Source organism: Pantoea sp. Seng, assembly GCF_009829935.1.
GTDB classification, from domain to species: Bacteria; Pseudomonadota; Gammaproteobacteria; order Enterobacterales; family Enterobacteriaceae; genus Pantoea; species Pantoea communis.
In genome coordinates this window covers 79,697-98,096 of the sequence record NZ_SZZV01000004.1, presented here as the reverse complement: position 1 = coordinate 98,096, position 18,400 = coordinate 79,697, and the positions used below count along the sequence as shown (strand labels likewise).

Sequence of the window (18,400 nt, the reverse complement as noted above, 5' to 3'; positions counted from 1 at the left end):
TGACAATCCGCGCCCCTGGGAGTCATCAGAAAACAATGAGACTGCGCTCGCCACTCAACACCTGTATAACCATACAGTACTTTTGCGAAACTTGAAATATTCCCCCGCACATTTTATGATTTGCTTTGTGAGGAGTGCTGAGCACCCCGTTCGCAGCGCGGTTACCAGCCGGTTAGCGAACATAAAAAAAGGATTTGGCTATCAAGCCAAATCCTTTTTTATTGCCTGCAGAAATCAATTGGCAGAGCTGATACGCCAAATGGCATTACCTGCATCATCCGCGATCAGCACACCGCCCTGCTGATCCGATGCCAGTCCCACCGGTAAGCCCCGTACCTGTTTTTGGTCATCGGTCAGGAATCCGGTCACCACCGGCTGTGGCTGACCAACCGGTTTCCCGTTTTCGAATTTCACCCACACCACCTGATAGCCATTCAACGGCGTGCGGTTCCAACTGCCATGTTCACTGATAAATGCCCCACCACGATACTGCGGCATGTTGTCAGCGCCATAGAATAGCAAGCCAAGCGGTGCCACGTGTGAACTGAGCGCGTAATCTGGCTTGATGGCTTTTTCTACTAAGTCAGGCCGCTGTGGCTGCGCCCGCACATCGACATGTTGACCATAATAGCTGTACGGCCAGCCGTAAAAGCCTTTGTCCTGCACCGAGGTCATATAATCCGGCACCAGGTCCGAGCCAATCTCGTCGCGTTCATTAACGATCGCCCACAGCTTGCCCGTTTGCGGTTCCCATTGCAGACCGGTGGGGTTGCGCAGCCCACTGGCATAGATGCGGCTGGCACCGCTCGCCGCATCGACTTCGAGTACCGCCGCTCGACGATATTCGGCACCAATGCCATTTTCCGTAATGTTGCTGTTTGACCCTACCCCGACATACAGCCTGCTGCCGTCGGGGCTGGCCAGCAGTGACTTAGTCCAGTGATGGTTAATCGGCCCGCCGGGCAGTTCAGTCACCACCACCGGCGGCGTACGAATCTCAGTTTGTCCGTTTTCATACGGGAATTTCACCAGACTATCGGCGTTGGCAACATACAACGTATTGCCCACCAGCTGCATGCCAAACGGCGCGGTCAGGTTATCGATAAATCTATGCTGCTCCCACTTGCCGTTCACATTACGCAACAGCGTAATACGATTGCCACCGGCCCCGCCTTTGCCCGAAGCATTTTTTACGATGCCGGTAATGAGATCTTTCGGCGCGGTTGTCGGTTTCGGTGTGCCGTTGGATTCGGCCACCAGCACATCATTGTTCGGCAGCACCAGTACCTGACGTGGATGCTGTAAGTTATCAGCGATCTTTTCAATCTTCAGCCCCTCCGCCACTTTTGGCATTTCACCGGCTTTCCAGGGGATACCCTCCGGCACCTGCATCGGCGGTACAAAGAAGTTTTGCGCCTGGGGGAGTTCAGGATTGGGGCCAATCTGTTTTTGCGGATCGATAAGTGAGCCATCATCACAAGCGCTGAGAAGCATGGCGAGGGTCACTGCACTCAGAATCTGTTTCATGCGCGACCTCCTGCTGTGGTGCGTCCACGCAGCGCTAACTGCACGTTGGCGAGCAACAGCAGTGCCACCACCAGAGTCGATAGCGTTACCCCTAGCGGTACCACGGCATACGCATCACGACTGTGAATAAAGGCATTTGCGATAGCCACGACGATGGCCAGCATTGACAGCCAGAAATGGGTCTTTTCACTGGGATAAGGCCCGCGGAATAAGTAAACAAGACTGATTAATCTTGGCAGGATGGCGAGCACCAGACCGATAGCAATCAACCAACTGGCTGATTTGGTCCACATGATGACGAAGGTTTGCAGATAGATGATATCGAACAGCCAGGCCGCAACAAAAAAGCCCAGCGGTAGCGGTTCCAGCAGAGCGTAAAGCCCCACCGCAAATGCTGAACGTCCCGAGGTATACAACATTTCACTCTCCCTATTACGTTTATTATTCAGGCGATGGCTGCGTTTCGCTTCCCCGAAATCGCAGCCAACCGCCTGTAAAATATTAGTAAAGATGAAGAGTAATGCGCGCGATTACCGCAAAAAGCCTAAAGGTTATGACTTATCCGCAGGCAGTGTCACCCAGTAACCCGGCTGATAAGGCAATGGCAGAAACTTTTCATGGAACTCACGGAAGGTGGCGTCAGGATCGATATCTTTGAACAGTTCCGGATGCAGCCACTTGGCCATCGCCTGAATCGCGACAAACTGATATGGGCTGTCGTAGAACTGGTGCCAGATGGCGTGTGCATTGCCGTTGTGGGCAACCGGCAGGGTTTTAAACGCATCGCGCATCATCAGCAACTTCAGACGTGCCGTGGCTTCTTTGGTGTCTGCGCCAGGGCCAACACCCACCCATTTGCCCACGGTGTTGTAGTTCTTCCAGTTGGCTCCGGTCACTACCACCACATCCGGACGGCTGGCAATGATTTGCTCTGGGTTCAGGGTACCGAAGGTGCCAGGGATCAGATCTTTAGCGATATTGCTTCCGCCGGAGATTTCGACCATCTGACCAAAGTTCTCATTACCAAACGACATGCAGCATTCATCGGTGTAGCCGCCTGCACGATCAATCATCACTTTTGGACGTGTGCCGGTGAAGTTTTTCAGGCGATCGGTCACCTTTTCGATCTGCGCGCGGCGGAAAGCCACAATCTCTTCAGCACGCTGCGGGTTATTGACCAGTTCGCCCATGATGCGGATGCTCTTCTCGGCGTGCTCCATCGGTTTCTCACGGAAGTCGATAAACACCACCGGTACGCCAACCGCCTGCAACTTCTCAATCAACTTGCCTTCATCCGTGGCGGCTTTTGATTCGAGGTTCATCAGCACCAGGTCCGGCTTTAACGTCAGTGCCTGCTCAACGTTGAAGGTGCCATCTTTCGCCCCACCAAAGGTAGGCAGCTTTTTAATTTCCGGATACTTGTTCTCATAAGCCATATAACCGTCATAGTCGGCCTTATGGAAATCATCACGCCAGCCCACTACGCGATGGAAAGGCGCGGCGGTATCGAATGCCGCCAGCAGATACATCTGACGCCCTTCACCCAGAATGATACGTTTGGATTCTTCTTTGACTTCAACCTGACGCCCTGCTATGTCAGTGATGATTTTTGCCGAAGCAGAACCCGTTACAGCCAGTAACCCCAGTGCTAACAGCCATTTCTTCATTGTGTCTACCCATACAAATGATAATGATTATTATTAAAATTTCGCGGCGTCACTATTACCTGGCAGACGCGAAATGAAAAGCCCCTGAGACACATTTTTTTACATCCCCTTGCCGTTTTTCTTACTGTCTAGCCGCTCACAAAACGACCTCCTTTCGTGAAAGTGCTCACAGCACCCCATGCAACTGCCCAGGTAATGACCTTCTCTTCCCGCATTTCACCTAATGCGTAAACAAATTGTGAACGCTAAATTACGAATTGAAACGCTGTTTTATTTTTAATTTAACGCTCGCCCTGAGCATGGAAATCCTGTCTGGAGGTCTTACCGTGAAGATCAGCGCCATTGATGTCACCCTCTTTACCTACCCTACGCGCCGCGTATCAGATAGCGCGGGCCACTCGCACCCTGGTGCAGAAACCGATGCGCAAATGGCGCTGCTCACGCTGACCAGCGAAGACGGCGATTGCGGATATGCTTTCGCACCAGCCGAAGTCATACGGCCGCATGTGGTCAACGCCTTCTTCCGTAAGGTGCTGATCGGGCAAAACGCCTTTGATCGTGAACGCTTGTGGCAGGATTTGGTGCACTGGCAGCGTGGCAGCGCGCACCAACTCACTGAGCGCGCACTCTCCGCTGTCGAACAAGCAATGTGGGATCTGATTGGCCGCAAGCTTAAACAACCGGTGCATAAGCTAATGGGCGGTTACCGTGAAAAAATTCCCGCTTACGGCAGCACCATGTGCGGCGATGAGTTGGAGGGTGGCCTCTCAACGCCGGACGAGTACGCCCAGTTTGCCGAGAAGTTGGTAGCACGCGGTTATCAAGCCATAAAACTGCATACCTGGATGCCGCCGGTTTCTTTCGCCCCCAGCACCTCAATGGATATCAAAGCCTGTGCCGCGGTACGCGAAGCGGTAGGTCCGGATATCGCCCTGATGCTGGATGGCTACCACTGGTACAGTCGCAGCGAGGCACTCACCATAGGTAAAGCGCTGGAGAAGCTTAACTTCGCCTGGTTTGAAGAACCGATGGAAGAGGAGAGTATGGCCTCTTACGCCTGGCTGGCGGAAAATCTCAGCATTGACGTACTCGGCCCGGAAAGCCTCGGCGGCAAACACCACAGTCGTGCCGACTGGGTGCGTGCAGGTGCCTGTGACATCCTGCGTGCCGGAGCCAACGGCGTCGGTGGCATCTCTGCCACCCTGAAAGTGGCCAGCCTGGCAGAAGCCTTCGGCATGGATTGTGAAGTGCACGGCAACGGCGCGGCCAGCATCGCGGTGGTGGGTGCAATTCGTAACTGCCGTTGGTACGAACGGGGGTTGTTGCACCCTTTCCTCGATTACGAACAGCCGCCGGCCTACCTCAATAGCCTGGTCGATCCGATGGACGATCAGGGCTTTGTTCACCTGCCTACCCGGCCTGGACTTGGGGAGGACATTAATTTCAGCTGGATTGAAACCCACACGCTCAATCGCTGGTAAGCGTCGAACACAAGCAGTACGGCAAACAACTATAAACCTCTGACCTGCTGGACTTTGCTTATGAACATATCTCGTTATTGCAGAGCATGGTGCGCCGCGCTAATGCTGCTCACGGGTAGCCCGTCGCTGCTGGCCGCCACGCCAGACGACCAGCTGATTGTGGGCATGAACATGAACAACCTATTGACGCTCGATCCCGCTGCCATGACCGGCAATGAAGTGGTGGGCATTGTGGTCAATCTTTATGATGGGCTCGTCGAGTTAGATCCGCGCCAGCTCACCCACGTGCGCCCTGCTCTGGCGGAACGTTGGGAGATCAGCGCCGATCATCGCCAACTCACTTTCCATCTGCGCGAAGGCGTGCATTTCCATTCCGGTAACCCACTCACCAGCGAAGACGTGATTTGGTCGATGCGCAGGGTGTTGCATCTCAATCTGGCTCAGGCGTCAGTGTGGAAATCCTATGGCTTCAGTAAAGACAACGTGGATCAGATGATCACTGCACCTGATGCCCGCACGGTGGTGATCCAGCTGCCTAAGCCTAACGATCCGCAACTGGTGATCTACTCCCTGGCAGCACTCGGCAGCATGGTGGTGCTGGACAGTAAAACTGTACAGGCCAACGCGGTGAACGATGACTGGGGCAACCGCTGGCTGACCACGCACGAAGCCGGTTCCGGCCCGTTCCGTCTTGATGTCTGGCAGGCCAAAGATGTATTGCGCATGAGCAGGGATGAAAATTACTGGCGTGGCGCTCCCAGGTTAACCCGCGTGGTGTTTCGGCATTTGCAGGAGTCACAAACCTTGCGCTTGATGATGGAGAAAGGCGATATCGACATTGCCAGTAACATGGCCATTCCTGATGTGCAGGCGCTGCGCCACGATCCGGATCTCACCATTGATGCGGTGCAGAAAGGCACCCTTTATTACCTGGCGATGAGCATGAAGGATGACCACTTCGCCAATCCGCAGGTGCGCGAAGCCGTGCGCTACTTAGTCGATTATCAGGGCATCAATAAAACCCTGATGGCCGGTTATGGCACTTTGCATCAGCGTCCGATCCAGTCTGGTATGCCTGAAACACTGCCCGATCCCGGCTATCGTCTTGATGTGCCGCGAGCCAAAGCGTTGCTGGCCGCAGCGGGCTACCCCAATGGCTTCGACACCACCTTGCGTGTGCTGGCCGATCAACCGTTCCTGAACATCGCTATCGCCATTCAATCCACGCTGATGCAGGCAGGCATTCGCGCCAAAATCATCACCGGCACTGGCAACCAGATTTATGGCGCAATGCGCGAACGTCAGTTCAATCTGCTGGTGGGGCGTGGCGGCAGTGGTGTTGAACCGCATCCGCACTCCAGTTTGCGATCGCTGGTGTACAACCCGAATAACGCCGACAGCGCCCGACTCACCAACTTCCAGGGCTGGCGCACCAGCTTCTACGATGCTCAGCTTAATCAGATGATCGATCAGGCGCTGCTGGAACGAGACAGTCTCAAACAGCAGCAGGATTACGTGGCGATTCAACAGCGTTACGACCAGTTGATCCCGGCGCTGATGCCGATTTCGCAGATGACCGATTCCGTGGTGGTAAATAATCGCGTACAGGATTATGTGTCGCATCCTTCTGCCACCACCTTCCTGCGTGATGTGTGGAAAACGCCAAACAGCCTGGTCGGAGGTGTCCAATGACCTTAACCAAACGCCACTGGCGGCGGGTGCGCAGCCGCGCATTGCAGGTCGCCATCACGCTGTTCGGCCTGTTGCTGCTGACCTTTTTTATTGGCCGCGTGATGCCGCTCGATCCGGTACTGGCGATTGTTGGACCGGATGCCGACCACGCCACTTACCAGCAGGTTTATCACCAGTTAGGCTTTGATAAACCGCTGTGGATGCAGTTCTGGATCTACCTGCAAGGCTTGCTGCACGGCAATCTTGGGCTGGCGCTGCTCACCGGACAGCCGGTGATTAACGATATCCTGCGTGTGTTCCCGGCCACCCTGGAACTCGCCACGCTGGCGATTGTACTTGGCACCGGACTCGGCGTACCGCTGGGCGTCTGGGCTGCGGCACGCCGCAACAGTCTGGTGGATTATCTGGTGCGCATTATCAGTCTGGCCGGTTACTCCACGCCAATCTTCTGGGTCGGCATGATCGGTTTACTGCTGTTTTACGCGCATTTGGGTTGGGTTGGCGGTGCCGGACGGGTTGATTTCAGTCTGGATGGCATTGTGCCGCGCCGCACTGGCCTGCTGCTAGTGGATGCACTGCTGGCGGGCAATATTACGGTGTTTAACAACGCGCTCAATCATCTGATCCTGCCCGCTTCGCTGTTAGGTTTCCACTCGCTGGCCTACATCAGCCGTATGACGCGCAGCTTTATGCTTGCGCAGCTGTCGCAGGAGTTCATCCTGACCGCGCGGGTGAAAGGGCTGACCGAGTGGCAAGTGATTTGGCAACACGCCTTCCGCAATATTCTGGTGCAATTGCTGACGGTGGTGGCACTGGCGTACGGATCCCTGCTCGAAGGGGCAGTGTTGATTGAAACCGTGTTCTCATGGCCCGGCTTTGGCTCTTATCTCACGGGCAGTTTGATGCTCGGCGATATGAATGCGGTGATGGGCTGCGTGCTGGTGGTCGGCCTGATTTTCGTGCTGCTTAACCTGCTTTCCGACCTGCTTTATCAGGTATTCGATCCGAGGACCAAAGTATGACTGCCTCTCTCGATCTGCTTCATGCCAGCGCCACGCGCGAACGTGTGGCGCGCTATCGTCGTACGCTCTCGCGTATAGCCCATTTCCTGTGGCAAATGGCTTGTAACCCTCTCACGGCCATCGGCGGCGGCATCATTTTACTGTTGCTGATCGTGGCGCTGTTTGCGCCGTGGATCGCCCCCTACCACCCCTTGATTCAGGATTTGAATAACGCACTCACGCCGCCGAACGCGCAGCACTGGTTTGGCACCGATGAGTTTGGACGCGACATCTTCAGCCGCTTAGTGTGGGGCGCGCGCATTACCTTGTATATCGTCATGCTGGTGTCGATCACCGTCGGGCCATTAGGCCTGCTGTTGGGCGTCACCGCCGGCTACTTTGGAGGCAAAGTGGACAGCGTATTAATGCGCGTCACCGATATCTTCATCTCATTCCCGAGCCTGGTGCTGGCGCTGGCGTTTGTCGCGGCGCTTGGCCCCGGCCTGGAACATGTGGTGATGGCGATTACCCTCACCGCCTGGCCGCCGATTGCTCGACTGGCACGCGCGGAAGCGCTGTCGCTGCGGCAGGCAGACTTTGTCTCTGCCGTGCGCCTGCAAGGTGCCTCGTCTCTGCGTATTTTGTGGAAGCACATTGTGCCGCTGTGTCTGCCTTCGGTGATCATCCGCATCACGATGAATATGGCGGGCATCATTTTGACCGCGGCAGGTCTGGGTTTCCTCGGTTTAGGCGCGCAGCCACCCGAACCGGAATGGGGCGCGATGATCGCCAGTGGCCGCACGTATATGCTGGAGTGCTGGTGGGTGGTCACCGTGCCTAGGTTAGCGATTCTGATCAACAGTCTGGCGTTTAACTTCTTAGGAGATGGCTTACGTGACATTCTCGATCCCCGCAGCGAATAGCGTTGCTCCCCTGCTCGACGTGCAGGATCTTCAGGTTAATTTCGTTAACGGACGCCAGATTACCCCAGCAGTGCGCGGCATCTCTTTTCAGTTAGGCAAAGAGAAACTGGCCATCGTTGGCGAATCAGGCTCAGGTAAATCCACGGTGGGCCGCGCACTGTTGCAACTGCATCCGCGCAGCGCGCAGGTTACCGCCCAGCGCATGCAGTTTGCTGATGTCGATCTGCTGCGGGCTTCTCCTGCACAAATGCGTGCCGTGCGCGGCAAGCGTATTTCGATGATCATGCAGGACCCGAAATACTCGCTGAATCCCGTGGTACGCGTGGGTGAACAAATTGCCGAAGCCTGGCGCAGTCACCATCCGGGGCAGCGTGAGGTGGCACGCCAGCGGGCGCTGGAGATGCTGGAGGTGGTGCAGATCCGCGATCCTCAGCGCGTCTATCAGTGCTACCCACATGAGATCTCCGGCGGACAAGGTCAGCGTGTGATGATCGCCATGATGCTGATTACCGACCCGGAACTGCTGATCGCCGATGAACCGACCTCGGCGCTGGATGTTTCCGTTCGCTTGCAGGTATTGACGCTGCTGGATGAACTGGTGCAACAGCGCGGACTGGGCCTGATCTTTATCAGTCACGACCTCAATCTGGTGCGGCGCTTTTGCGATCGCGTATTGGTGATGTATGCCGGTCGCGTGGTCGAATCGCTGTCTGCCGATCAACTCGACCACGCCCAGCATCCTTATACCCAGGGATTACTGGCCGCGCTGCCGGATATGGATGCGCGCCGTTCTCGGTTGCCAGTGCTACAGCGCCAGGCCAGCTGGTTACAACCTTAAGGAGTGAGCATGAACGAGATGATCCGTGTGAGTCACCTTAACCTCAGCTTTGGCGAGGACGAGCAGCGCAATCAGGTGCTATATGACGTCAATTTGTCGGTGCGTGAAGGAGAAATTTTTGGTCTGGTCGGCGAGTCTGGATCGGGGAAAACCACTGTGCTGAAATGTCTTGCCGGGCTGTTTACCCATTGGGATGGAGATCTCGCCATTGCAGGACGAAAACTGGAGCATCGCATTGATCGTGCCCTCTGCCGCCAGGTGCAGATGGTGTTCCAGGATCCTTATGGCTCGTTGCATCCGCGCCATACTATTGGCGACATTCTTGAAGAGCCGCTGCATATTCACGGTATCGGACAACGTTCCCAGCGCGTGATTACCATGCTGGAAAAAGTGGGCTTGAACCGCGCCTGGCAAACTCGTTATCCGCATCAGCTTTCGGGCGGTCAGCGTCAGCGTGTGGCGATTGCACGTGCGTTAATCCTCGAACCGCGCGTGCTGTTACTGGATGAGCCGACCTCGGCGCTGGATGTTTCCGTACAGGCAGAGATCCTGAACCTGTTGAGTGATTTACAGCAGCAGGAGAATCTTACTTATTTAATGGTGACACACGATCTCGGTGTGGTGGCGCATCTGTGCCATCGGGTTGCCGTCATGCAGCACGGGAAAATGCTGGAGACGCTGGATGTCGATGCATTGGTGGGGAATCGCGCGCAAGTGGCGTATACACAGATGTTGGTGGAGTCGAGTAGGGCTTAAACGGTACGGGTTGCCATTAACGGGGATGGCGCTGAGGTGAGTTCTGATCAGGTGCGCAAGGGTGCGCACCTGATTTGAGTAGCAAGATCCGCTTAACAGCAGCGCATTAAAGCAATTCACGCACGTATCGCACGATATCCTGATTCTGTCCGTGTTCGAACAGGCACTCCTGCAAACGCGCCCCGCTCACTGCGGTTTTTACCAACTCAGGGTCCAGCGCGCGCAGTGAATCGAGGTAATTGTCTTTCATCAGCGCGGCTTTGACTTCATTGAGAATGCCCGCATTGCGCACCTGCGGCTCTTTGCGCTCTGGCGGGTAACCCAGACCTTTTTCGCCGGTAAAGGCCTTCTCAAAGATAAAGCGCAGATTCAGTTCAGCACCCCAGCCAAAACCTTTGGCGAACGGCAGCGAAAGCGCGTTGCCATTGTTGATCTGAGCAAACAGATAGGCATCAGCGGGATCGATACAATAGCCACACACCACGCCAGGATGCAGGTTGAGCGATACCAAGGCGCCCTGTCCGGTGCCACAACCGGCGACCACAAAGTCCACCGCTTTGCTGTTAAGCAGGACGCTGGCCATGATGCCGAGGTGAATATAAGTCAGATGGTGATCCTGCTCGTCGCTCATGCCGACGTTGAATACCTGATGGCCGAGCGGTTGCGCGACGGTTTGCAGCTCCTTCCATACGGTTGCGTTCTTAGCGGCCTGGCTATTTTCCATCATCAAAGCGATTTTCATGATCCATCCTCAAATTAAATTGAAACACTGTTTCATTTTAATCAAGGTGCGCTAAAATGCAGCCCTGAAATGCCCTTTTCGGTGTGATTTACGTCACACATTGATGAAGTCACTGGTGAGGAGAACCCATGTTTATTTATAAAAGCGCAACCACTCAGGAAGACCTCGGTAACGGCGTGAAGAGGCGAGTCATGGCCCACGGGGGACGGATGATGGCGGTCGAAGTGACCTTTGAGAAGGATGCGGTTGGACCGTTGCATCATCATCCACATGAACAACTAACCTACGTGTTGTCGGGCCGTTTCGCTTTTACGATTGATGGGCTTACGCAGGAGGTCGGCGCTGGAGATACGTTGTATAAAGCGCCCAATGTGGTGCACGGCTGCGTTTGTCTGGAAGCGGGTACCCTGCTGGATACCTTTACACCGCAGCGCGAGGATTTCCTCGGAGCGCGGTAGATAGCGGATACACATGCAGTTACATCTCTGGATAGCGCATGCGTTCCTGCTGGATTGCCGCTTGTCTGTTAAACGATCAGCGTTAACGCAGTCTGGGGCCGCTTTGGGGCTGGCGGTCCTCGCGCCGCTAACACGGTGCCTTCACGTCATTCGTTTGCCTTAGCACGAAAAAAGCTGCCACTCCGAGAAGTGACAGCCTGGCTAAGCAGTAATCCTATCTGTCAGTCAATACGCTGTTTAGCGCGATCTGACATTCACTTACGCGCTAGCTAAATTTTTCCGCCCACCAGAGCCGCAATTTCAATCCCCAACTGCTGCTCCAGCCGGTGGTGGTGCTCACCACTTTGCCCTGCTGCAATACGATAAAGGTCGGTGTCACGCTGATATCCCAGCGTTGACTCACTGCACCGTTTTCATCGTTCACCGCTGGGCCTTGCAGCCCTTTCTTCTCCAACCAGGTCGCAACACGCGAGTCATCACCCGACCGCAATGCCACGCTCACCACCTGCGTACCGCTCTGGCTGAGCGCGGCTACCGTTGGCGTGGTGAGTTTGCACACCCCGCACCAGGTGGCCCACACATACACCAGCACCGGCTTGTCCTGGCTTAATGTGGCCAGATTGACTTCGCCTTGCAGCGTCGTTAGCGGCTGTTGTGCCAGATCGGCTGGCAGCTGCGGGGCGCGCAGCCAATCCATCCCCCAAATGACAGCAGCGGCGATCAGCACCAGCCAGAGCGCTTCACGCAGCCAGCGCTTAATGCGCATCATGGCTTCGCCTGCAACGCGCCCTTCACTGCCGCTTCGAGTTGCGCATACGGCACCGCGCCGCTGATCAGCTCATTGCCCACCAGCGTGGCGGGTGTGCCCTGAACACCTAACTGCTGCGCCAGCGTCAGGTTCTCGTTGATGGTATCGAGGCTGGCTTTGCTGGGTTCTTTCAGCTTAATGCCGGTTTTATCCAGCGCCGCGGCAATGCTCGCCTCATCGTGGTTACCCTTTTTCGCCATTAAGCGCTCATGGAGTTTCAGGAAGTTTTTAGGTTGTTGTTCCCAAACCGTTAACGCCAGACGCGCGGATGTCAAAGAGGTTTCGGCACGATACGGCAGCGGTTTTAATACCACCGCCACCTGTGGATAGGTTTTCAGCAGCTTCTCAATATCCGCATCGAATTTCTTACAGAACACGCAGTTGTAGTCAGTGAAGTACACCAGCGTCAGCGCGGGTTTTTCAGCGCCGATGCGTGGTGAACCCGCATCGTTGAACAAGGCATCGTGGTTTTTCTTCACCATCTGCGCGACAACGCTCTGCTGCTGTTTCGCCGCTTCTTTATCAAAGGCATCCGCTGCTTCGGCCAGAATCGCCGGATTCTGCACCAGCGTTTCTCGAATCAGCTGTTTGATGCGTGCCTCTTGTTCAGGTGTAAAAGGTGCCGCCGCCAGTACAGGCATAGCCAGGAACATCAGTGACAGTAACAGGGATTTCTTGATCATTTTTTGGCCTCAGAGAGAGTAGAAATCACCGCTTCACGACTCAGCAACGGTGACAAAATGTGGCCATGCGGCAGTGCCGGGCCATAAATTTGGTTAAAAGGGATGGCGACACGGTCGCGTTTACGCAGGAATTCACCGATCGCCGGATCGGGCTGGGTCCAGTCACCGCGCAGCAGCACCACATCGTCGGCTTTCAGCGCGGCGCGCACGTCAGGTTGATTCAGCACGCGGGATTTATTCACCTTGCAGGTAATGCACCAGTCGGCGGTGACATCGACAAACACGCGTTTATCTTGCTCCAGCGCCTGATTGATTGCCGCTTCGGTCAGCGGCTGCCAGCAGAGCGTTTCCTCCTCTGGCTCAATGCGCGTCATCAGGAATACCGCCCCCACCAACGTCAGAGTGATAAATACCACACCGGCTTGTTGCAGCGCCCGACGCTGAATTAACCAGCCACAGAGCACCAGCAGCAATACGCCACCCAGTACCGTGGCAACGGTGCTACCCCAATGCGGGATCAACAGCGTGACCAGCCAGAAGGTGGCGAGCAGCATTAACAGACCAAGCAGAGTACGCAGATGAACCATCCAGCGCCCCGGACGCGGCAGACAGCGCGCCAAACCTGGCAATGCCGCCACCAACAGCCATGGCAAGCTCATACCGATACCGAGTGCCGCAAACAGCAACCACAGCTGCGGCAAGGGTGCGGTAAGCGCATAGGCCACTGCGGTTCCGAGAAAAGGCGCGCTGCACGGCGTCGCCAGTAAGGTGGCAAATGCCCCCTGACCAAAATGCCCCAGCAGCCCGCTACCGCCCTGCGTTGCCAGTCGGGTGTTAAGACCGGAAGGTAAACGGAAATGCAGCAAATCGAACAGACTGGCGGTGAACAGGAACATCACCAGTACCATCAATAGCAGGAAACCACTGCTCTGGAACTGGATGCCCCAGCCCAGCGCCTGGCCGCTAAGCCGCAGGCCAGTCATCAACGCCGCGAGCAGCAGGAACGAGAACAGGATTCCGGCGCTGGAGGCGAGGAACTGCTGGCGAGTCTGACGGCGTGATTGCCCCTGTTGCTGTACGAGACTGCTGAGTTTGATCGCCAGTACCGGCAGCACACAAGGCATGAGATTGAGGATTAAGCCGCCCATCAGTGCCAGCAATATCACCGACCATAGGGTTTGTGGGCTTCCGCCTGTGACAAGTGGCTGCGCGCCGATGACCACAGAACTCTGCTGGGCAATTCCCGCGTCAACGACCACCAGCGACAAGGTTTTGCCCCACAAATCGGGTGCTGCTTCGCCCCACTCATCGGTGACCGCGACCCGAGCGCGGAGTATGTCGCCCTTCACCGTGATCTGCGGTGCTGCCAGCATGCTGCCTTTTGGATAGTCGAAGAACAGCTCAGGTTTAGTCCAACCACCCTGACGCTGAGCGCGGATTTGGAGTTCGCCATTGACGTTGCTGACGTCGAGTTGATCGGTCAAACCGCTTTCAGCGGGGATCTGCCCCATCGCCTGGGCGTAATCACGGGCGAAATCACTATCAGCTTGCTGGTTGAAATCCAGCGTGAAAGGGAAATCGGTCAGAATGCAGACATCGCTACAGGTCGACAGCGTGAGCGTGCCGGCGAGGTGTTTATCTGACACCTTAGCCAACTCGATCGGCAGCGTGATATCGCCTTTATAGCCTTGGGTGGTAAGTCCGCTCACGTCAAAACGAGCAGGTGCTGGCCAATACCACGTGGCATTGACATCGGGCGTTTGCCAGCGAATTTCAGGGGCCACGCCGCCTTCGCCCGGCGACCGCCAGTAGGTTTTCCAACCCTTTTCCAGGCGGATATCCAGCAATATTTGCGCATCGGCGCCATTGTTTGCGTTGCGTAAGCGCACTTCTGCATGGCTGTTTTGTGCATTACGCAGCCAGCCTGTGTCGGCAGCGTGCACAATACTCGTGCAACTGACCAACAGGAGCAATAGGCTCCTGATAAAGAGATTCATTCATTTTTCTCCGGTGAATAACAAGGTTTACGCGATGGACAGCGTGGTGTTATTCCCGGAAGACACAGAAGGTCAGATGCCGCCGCTGTATCGGCGGAAAGAGGGGTTCGCGACGATAGCCGCTAACAGCATTGGACGGACATAGCGTGGTAAGCAGAGCCACGACCATCAATAAAAACGGCATGACGCTGTCGATAATCGGGGCAGCCGCGTGCAGTGATTTTCCGCTGATGGAGCAGAGTTTTTCGCCACCGAACGTTTCATGATCGCTGAACGACGAGGCGCTGATCTGCGCCTGAGGGGCACTCGGCAGATTAAAGCTACGCTGGGCGAGACAGAACGCCAGCACCAGACAAAGCAGTGCCAGAATCCATTTTGCGCGTTGTGCTGATTTGGTCATGCCATCGCCCCAGAGTAAAGTGCGGGCATTTTATGCACATGCAGCAGAAACACCAAGCTTTGCTGTGTAAACTTTTGTCTTGGTGTTTTGCATGTCGATAGCGTAGCAGCGAATGATTTATGCTTTCTGGCAGTTTGATAGCTGTCAGAAGGCGCGATAAATCACGCCGCTACGGTTTTGTGCTTACCATCAAATGGTTAAACAATATCATCCACCACACCGCCATCAACGCGCAACGCCGCGCCGGAGGTTGCTGATGCCTGTTGTGAACAGACGTATACCACCATATTGGCAACTTCATCGACCGTTGCCGCGCGCTGAATCACCGAACTCGGCCGCTGTGCCATCACAAACTCTTTTGCCAGCACCTCTAACGATTTTCCGGTACGTTTTACCTCATCTTCCATCATCGCGGCAAAGCCATCGGAGATCGTGGGGCCCGGCAGCACGCTATTCACCGTCACGCCGCTCCCTGCGGCCACTTTCGCCAGCCCGCGCGCCAGTGAGAGCTGCGCGGTTTTAGTCACACCGTAATGCACCATATCGGCAGGGATATTGCGTGCCGACTCAGAAGAGATAAATACCACGCGGCCCCAGCCACGTTTCACCATATCCGGCAACAAAGCGCGCGACAGTCGCACGCCTGACATCACATTGGTTTGCCAGTAGGCTTCCCAGGTTTCGTCATCGGTGGCATAGAAGTCCTGCGGACCATAAATCCCCGCATTGTTGACCAGAATATCGATGGGCGGTAACCCATTAAGCAACTGCTTCACGCCCTGCGCGCTACCCAGATCGGCAATAAAAGTATGAATTTTGGCCCCCGCCACCAATCCATTCAGCTTCTCACGCGCGCGGCTTACCGAGGCTTCACTGCGACCGTTAAGCACCACTTCGGCCCCACTCTCAGCCAATCCCTGAGCGATGGCGAAGCCAATGCCGCCCGTTGAGGCAGTGACTAATGCGGTTTTACCGTGCAAATCAATTTTCATACAGGTCTCCTTGATGGATGCGCAATATCATGCAGAACATCCATCAAGCCTGGTTGAGCGTATGAAATATGCCTTATCAAATCATGCGGTTATTATCACGATCCGGGATGACCATAAGCGCTTGCGGCCCGTTTTCTTCCCCGCCAAATTGTCCACAGCGCCACCGTCAGCAGTAATAAAAGTGCCGGGGCAAAACCACATCGAGTTAACGGTTGTATTTGCTTGCACTTCCCTGCACACGATCCTTTTAACACGTTCCATACTGAGAACTTGATGCCTGAAGGAGTTATCGTGATGACGACTATTGCTATCGCCGCACCGGGCGCTATGGGCGCGGCCATCGGGGCTGTGCTTGCCCAGCACGGGGCGCAGGTGATTACCCCGCTAAGCCAACGCTCCGCTCAATCTCAACAGCGTGCACAACAAGCCAATATTGCCAACTGCAGCGCAGAGGCGATTTGCGAGGCCGATATTATCCTTTCAATCCTGCCGCCCGAATCGGCACTCAGCTGGGCGCAGCAGATGGCCCCGCTTCTGCAAGCTGCCGCACATAAGCCGCTGTATGTAGATTGCAACGCCATCAGTCCGGAGACGCTAAAGCAGGTGGCTCAGGTGATCGAAAGCACCGGCACACCCTTTGCCGATGCAGCGATTATTGGCTTGCCGCCGGGCGAGCAAAATCCCACCGGACCACGCTTATGGTTTGCAGGACCCCATGCCGGAAAACTGGCGCAGTTAAGTGATTATGGATTGCGGATACGGGTGATGAACGCTGAAAACGGCGCCGCCTCAGCATTGAAGATGGCGTACGCCGGTATCAACAAAGGCATTACCCTGCTGACCTCGGCGATGCTGATTAATGCCAGCCGCGTGGGTGCCGCCGAAGCGTTACGTGAAGAGATGCAGGAGAGCCAGCAGGCCCTGCTGAAACGAATGGAAAAAGCCGCCCCGGACATGCTGCCAAAAGCCTGGCGCTGGGCGGCGGAGATGGATGAGATTGCCACGCTCAATCAGGGCGAACTGGCCACCGACCAGCTTTATCGCGCATTAGGGGAAATCTGCCGCCAGCTGGCTGACGATCGTCAACACGATCAACAGTTCAGCGCCTTACTGGCGGACTTCTTTCAACCTGATGCAGACAAAGCGGGCTGAGCACTCACCGGCAGCCGCAGCTGACGCTGCAACCAGGCACACGCGGCCGCTTCATCCGGGTCGGCCGCATCAAGTTGCAGCACCGGTCCGAGCGCCATCGGCTGCGCCGTTTCCGCCAGCTTTCGCAGTTCCGGCAGGTACTCGGCACCTGGATGGCCTGGCATGCGATCGGTCAATCGTAACTGATAGCGCGCGACCGCGTCGTCCGGTGTGATGGAAAGCCACAGCTCCAGTACCCGGGTAATGCCCGCCTGCTGCAATCCTTGCTGCAGCACTTCTTTGGGCTGGAAACCAAACCAGGCGTCAATCAGGTAAACGCAGCAGTTGGGAGCCTGTCCGACCACCTTCCAGATCGCCTGATAGGCCGCGCACCCCAACTGCCGGTTACGCAGTCGGTCCACCGGCGCGAAACTGGCCATAAACGGTTCTTTCAGGCTGTCCAGCGTCAGCACTGGAAAACCAAACTGCTCCGCCATGGCGCGTGTCAGGGTGCTTTTCCCCGACGCGGGGATGCCGTTGACCAGCACCACCACCTTTTCTGCAGTGTGAGAAGTCATAGGATTTCTATCACCTCCGCCACACTGCTGGCCTGGCGTAACCGCATCAGCGTCTCTTCATCTTCCAATAATGAGACGATGGCGCGAATGCCCTCTTCGATGTGCGCATTGCTGTCGCGCGCGCCGAACATGATCACGATATCGGCTTTGTCACTCCCTTCAAAAGAGATCGGCTCATCCAGCACAATCATGCTGAAGCAATCTTTCAGCACGCCCGTTTCCGGACGCGCATGCGGAATGGCTATCCCTTCCTCAAACACATAATAAGCGCCGTGCGTCAGGGTATTGGCTATCACCGCCTCCGGATAGGAATTCTTCACATATCCACCGCTCACCAACGGTTGTGCGGCCAGCGCGATCACTTCGCGCCAGTCCGTGGCGCTGATCCCCACCTGAATCGCATTCGCTTCTTGCAGCAGTCGCTTAATACTCATACTGCCTCCTTAAATTGATTTGCGAATGGTATTACGCAGTTCATCAATTTTAACGAACAGCGGATCAATTTCCTGACGAAAACGACGGCTTTTCGCAAAGATATTTAATGCACGATTATATTCCAGCATTAATTGTTTTTGCGCATCGACCGCTTGCGGATTAACAGCGAGCTGTTGTTCCAGCTCGCTAATTTTTCCACTGATGGTTTCTGCCTGAAGATCTATTTCTTGTGAATCCTGGCTCTTATTTTCTGAGCCCTTTTTCAAGAATCCAAACATAGCGTCTCCTGCC

20 protein-coding genes are annotated in these 18,400 nt (G+C 55.6%); 8 read left to right on the top strand and 12 right to left on the bottom strand.

Going from position 1 to position 18,400, the window contains the following annotated elements:
- Window positions 1-234 precede the first annotated feature (234 nt).
- The 3 genes from FD737_RS05170 to FD737_RS05160 form a co-directional block, all read right to left on the bottom strand.
- Window positions 235-1,527, bottom strand: coding sequence for a sorbosone dehydrogenase family protein (locus FD737_RS05170; protein WP_097117183.1), 1,293 nt, complete (start codon window positions 1,525-1,527; stop codon window positions 235-237).
- Window positions 1,524-1,946 carry a DUF2231 domain-containing protein gene (locus FD737_RS05165; protein ID WP_160832886.1) on the bottom strand — a complete coding sequence of 141 codons (423 nt, stop codon included), beginning with the start codon at window positions 1,944-1,946 and terminating at the stop codon, window positions 1,524-1,526. Before FD737_RS05165 ends, FD737_RS05170 begins: the two co-directional genes overlap by 4 nt.
- A 132-nt stretch (window positions 1,947-2,078) precedes the next feature.
- Entirely contained in the window at window positions 2,079-3,194 is a 1,116-nt protein-coding gene (locus tag FD737_RS05160; RefSeq protein WP_160832885.1) for an ABC transporter substrate-binding protein, read from the bottom strand.
- 299 nt (window positions 3,195-3,493) lie between these two features.
- Between FD737_RS05160 and FD737_RS05155 the strand changes: the two genes are divergently transcribed.
- Genes FD737_RS05155 through FD737_RS05130 form a run of 6 tightly spaced genes read left to right on the top strand, consistent with a single transcriptional unit; the run spans window position 3,494 to window position 9,885 of the window.
- Window positions 3,494-4,675: a mandelate racemase family protein gene (locus tag FD737_RS05155; RefSeq protein WP_202404472.1), complete on the top strand. Its 1,182-nt coding sequence runs from the start codon at window positions 3,494-3,496 to the stop codon at window positions 4,673-4,675.
- Between the two features lie 60 nt (window positions 4,676-4,735).
- Window positions 4,736-6,367, top strand: coding sequence for an ABC transporter substrate-binding protein (locus tag FD737_RS05150; RefSeq protein WP_160832883.1), 1,632 nt, complete (start codon window positions 4,736-4,738; stop codon window positions 6,365-6,367).
- Window positions 6,364-7,389, top strand: a complete 1,026-nt coding sequence (locus FD737_RS05145; protein ID WP_034827253.1) for an ABC transporter permease — start codon at window positions 6,364-6,366, stop codon at window positions 7,387-7,389. Before FD737_RS05150 ends, FD737_RS05145 begins: the two co-directional genes overlap by 4 nt.
- Complete coding sequence (locus FD737_RS05140; protein ID WP_160832882.1) at window positions 7,386-8,291, top strand: ABC transporter permease; 906 nt, start codon at window positions 7,386-7,388, stop codon at window positions 8,289-8,291. The genes FD737_RS05145 and FD737_RS05140 overlap by 4 nt, the downstream gene beginning before the upstream one ends.
- Window positions 8,263-9,129: an ABC transporter ATP-binding protein gene (locus tag FD737_RS05135; RefSeq protein ID WP_097117283.1), complete on the top strand. Its 867-nt coding sequence runs from the start codon at window positions 8,263-8,265 to the stop codon at window positions 9,127-9,129. Before FD737_RS05140 ends, FD737_RS05135 begins: the two co-directional genes overlap by 29 nt.
- Before the next feature lie 18 nt (window positions 9,130-9,147).
- The gene (locus tag FD737_RS05130) at window positions 9,148-9,885 is read left to right on the top strand and encodes an ABC transporter ATP-binding protein (RefSeq protein WP_160832985.1); all 738 of its coding nucleotides are present in this window, start codon (window positions 9,148-9,150) and stop codon (window positions 9,883-9,885) included.
- A 106-nt stretch (window positions 9,886-9,991) separates the two neighbouring features.
- On the opposite strand, the gene FD737_RS05125 is transcribed toward FD737_RS05130, so the two are convergent.
- Complete coding sequence (locus tag FD737_RS05125) at window positions 9,992-10,627, bottom strand: RpiB/LacA/LacB family sugar-phosphate isomerase (RefSeq protein ID WP_034827257.1); 636 nt, start codon at window positions 10,625-10,627, stop codon at window positions 9,992-9,994.
- Between the two features lie 128 nt (window positions 10,628-10,755).
- Between FD737_RS05125 and FD737_RS05120 the strand changes: the two genes are divergently transcribed.
- Window positions 10,756-11,085, top strand: a complete 330-nt coding sequence (locus FD737_RS05120; RefSeq protein ID WP_034827258.1) for a cupin domain-containing protein — start codon at window positions 10,756-10,758, stop codon at window positions 11,083-11,085.
- Between the two features lie 265 nt (window positions 11,086-11,350).
- Here FD737_RS05120 and FD737_RS05115 read toward each other — a convergent pair whose 3' ends face one another.
- The 5 genes from FD737_RS05115 to FD737_RS05095 form a co-directional block, all read right to left on the bottom strand.
- A complete protein-coding gene (locus FD737_RS05115; protein WP_097117190.1) occupies window positions 11,351-11,854 on the bottom strand; it encodes a protein disulfide oxidoreductase in 504 nt (167 codons plus the stop codon).
- On the bottom strand, window positions 11,851-12,576 hold the full coding sequence (locus FD737_RS05110; protein WP_160832881.1) for a DsbA family protein: 726 nt from the start codon (window positions 12,574-12,576) through the stop codon (window positions 11,851-11,853). The genes FD737_RS05115 and FD737_RS05110 overlap by 4 nt, the downstream gene beginning before the upstream one ends.
- Window positions 12,573-14,573, bottom strand: a complete 2,001-nt coding sequence (locus FD737_RS05105; RefSeq protein WP_160832880.1) for a protein-disulfide reductase DsbD — start codon at window positions 14,571-14,573, stop codon at window positions 12,573-12,575. The genes FD737_RS05110 and FD737_RS05105 overlap by 4 nt, the downstream gene beginning before the upstream one ends.
- 49 nt (window positions 14,574-14,622) lie before the next feature.
- A complete protein-coding gene (locus FD737_RS05100) occupies window positions 14,623-14,973 on the bottom strand; it encodes a hypothetical protein (protein ID WP_097117192.1) in 351 nt (116 codons plus the stop codon).
- Between the two features lie 197 nt (window positions 14,974-15,170).
- On the bottom strand, window positions 15,171-15,965 hold the full coding sequence (locus FD737_RS05095; protein WP_160832879.1) for an SDR family NAD(P)-dependent oxidoreductase: 795 nt from the start codon (window positions 15,963-15,965) through the stop codon (window positions 15,171-15,173).
- 294 nt (window positions 15,966-16,259) lie between these two features.
- Between FD737_RS05095 and FD737_RS05090 the strand changes: the two genes are divergently transcribed.
- Window positions 16,260-17,117, top strand: coding sequence for an NAD(P)-dependent oxidoreductase (locus FD737_RS05090; protein ID WP_097117193.1), 858 nt, complete (start codon window positions 16,260-16,262; stop codon window positions 17,115-17,117).
- Here the strand turns inward: FD737_RS05090 and FD737_RS05085 are convergent.
- The 3 genes from FD737_RS05085 to FD737_RS05075 are packed head-to-tail and all read right to left on the bottom strand — an operon-like array spanning window position 17,090 to window position 18,387.
- Window positions 17,090-17,674 (bottom strand): ATP-binding protein, encoded by a 585-nt coding sequence (locus tag FD737_RS05085; RefSeq protein ID WP_160832878.1) that lies wholly within the window; start codon window positions 17,672-17,674, stop codon window positions 17,090-17,092. The genes FD737_RS05090 and FD737_RS05085 overlap by 28 nt on opposite strands.
- A complete protein-coding gene (locus tag FD737_RS05080) occupies window positions 17,671-18,108 on the bottom strand; it encodes a PTS sugar transporter subunit IIA (RefSeq protein WP_097117195.1) in 438 nt (145 codons plus the stop codon). The genes FD737_RS05085 and FD737_RS05080 overlap by 4 nt, the downstream gene beginning before the upstream one ends.
- A gap of 9 nt (window positions 18,109-18,117) precedes the next feature.
- A complete protein-coding gene (locus FD737_RS05075) occupies window positions 18,118-18,387 on the bottom strand; it encodes a hypothetical protein (RefSeq protein ID WP_097117196.1) in 270 nt (89 codons plus the stop codon).
- Window positions 18,388-18,400 lie beyond the last annotated feature (13 nt).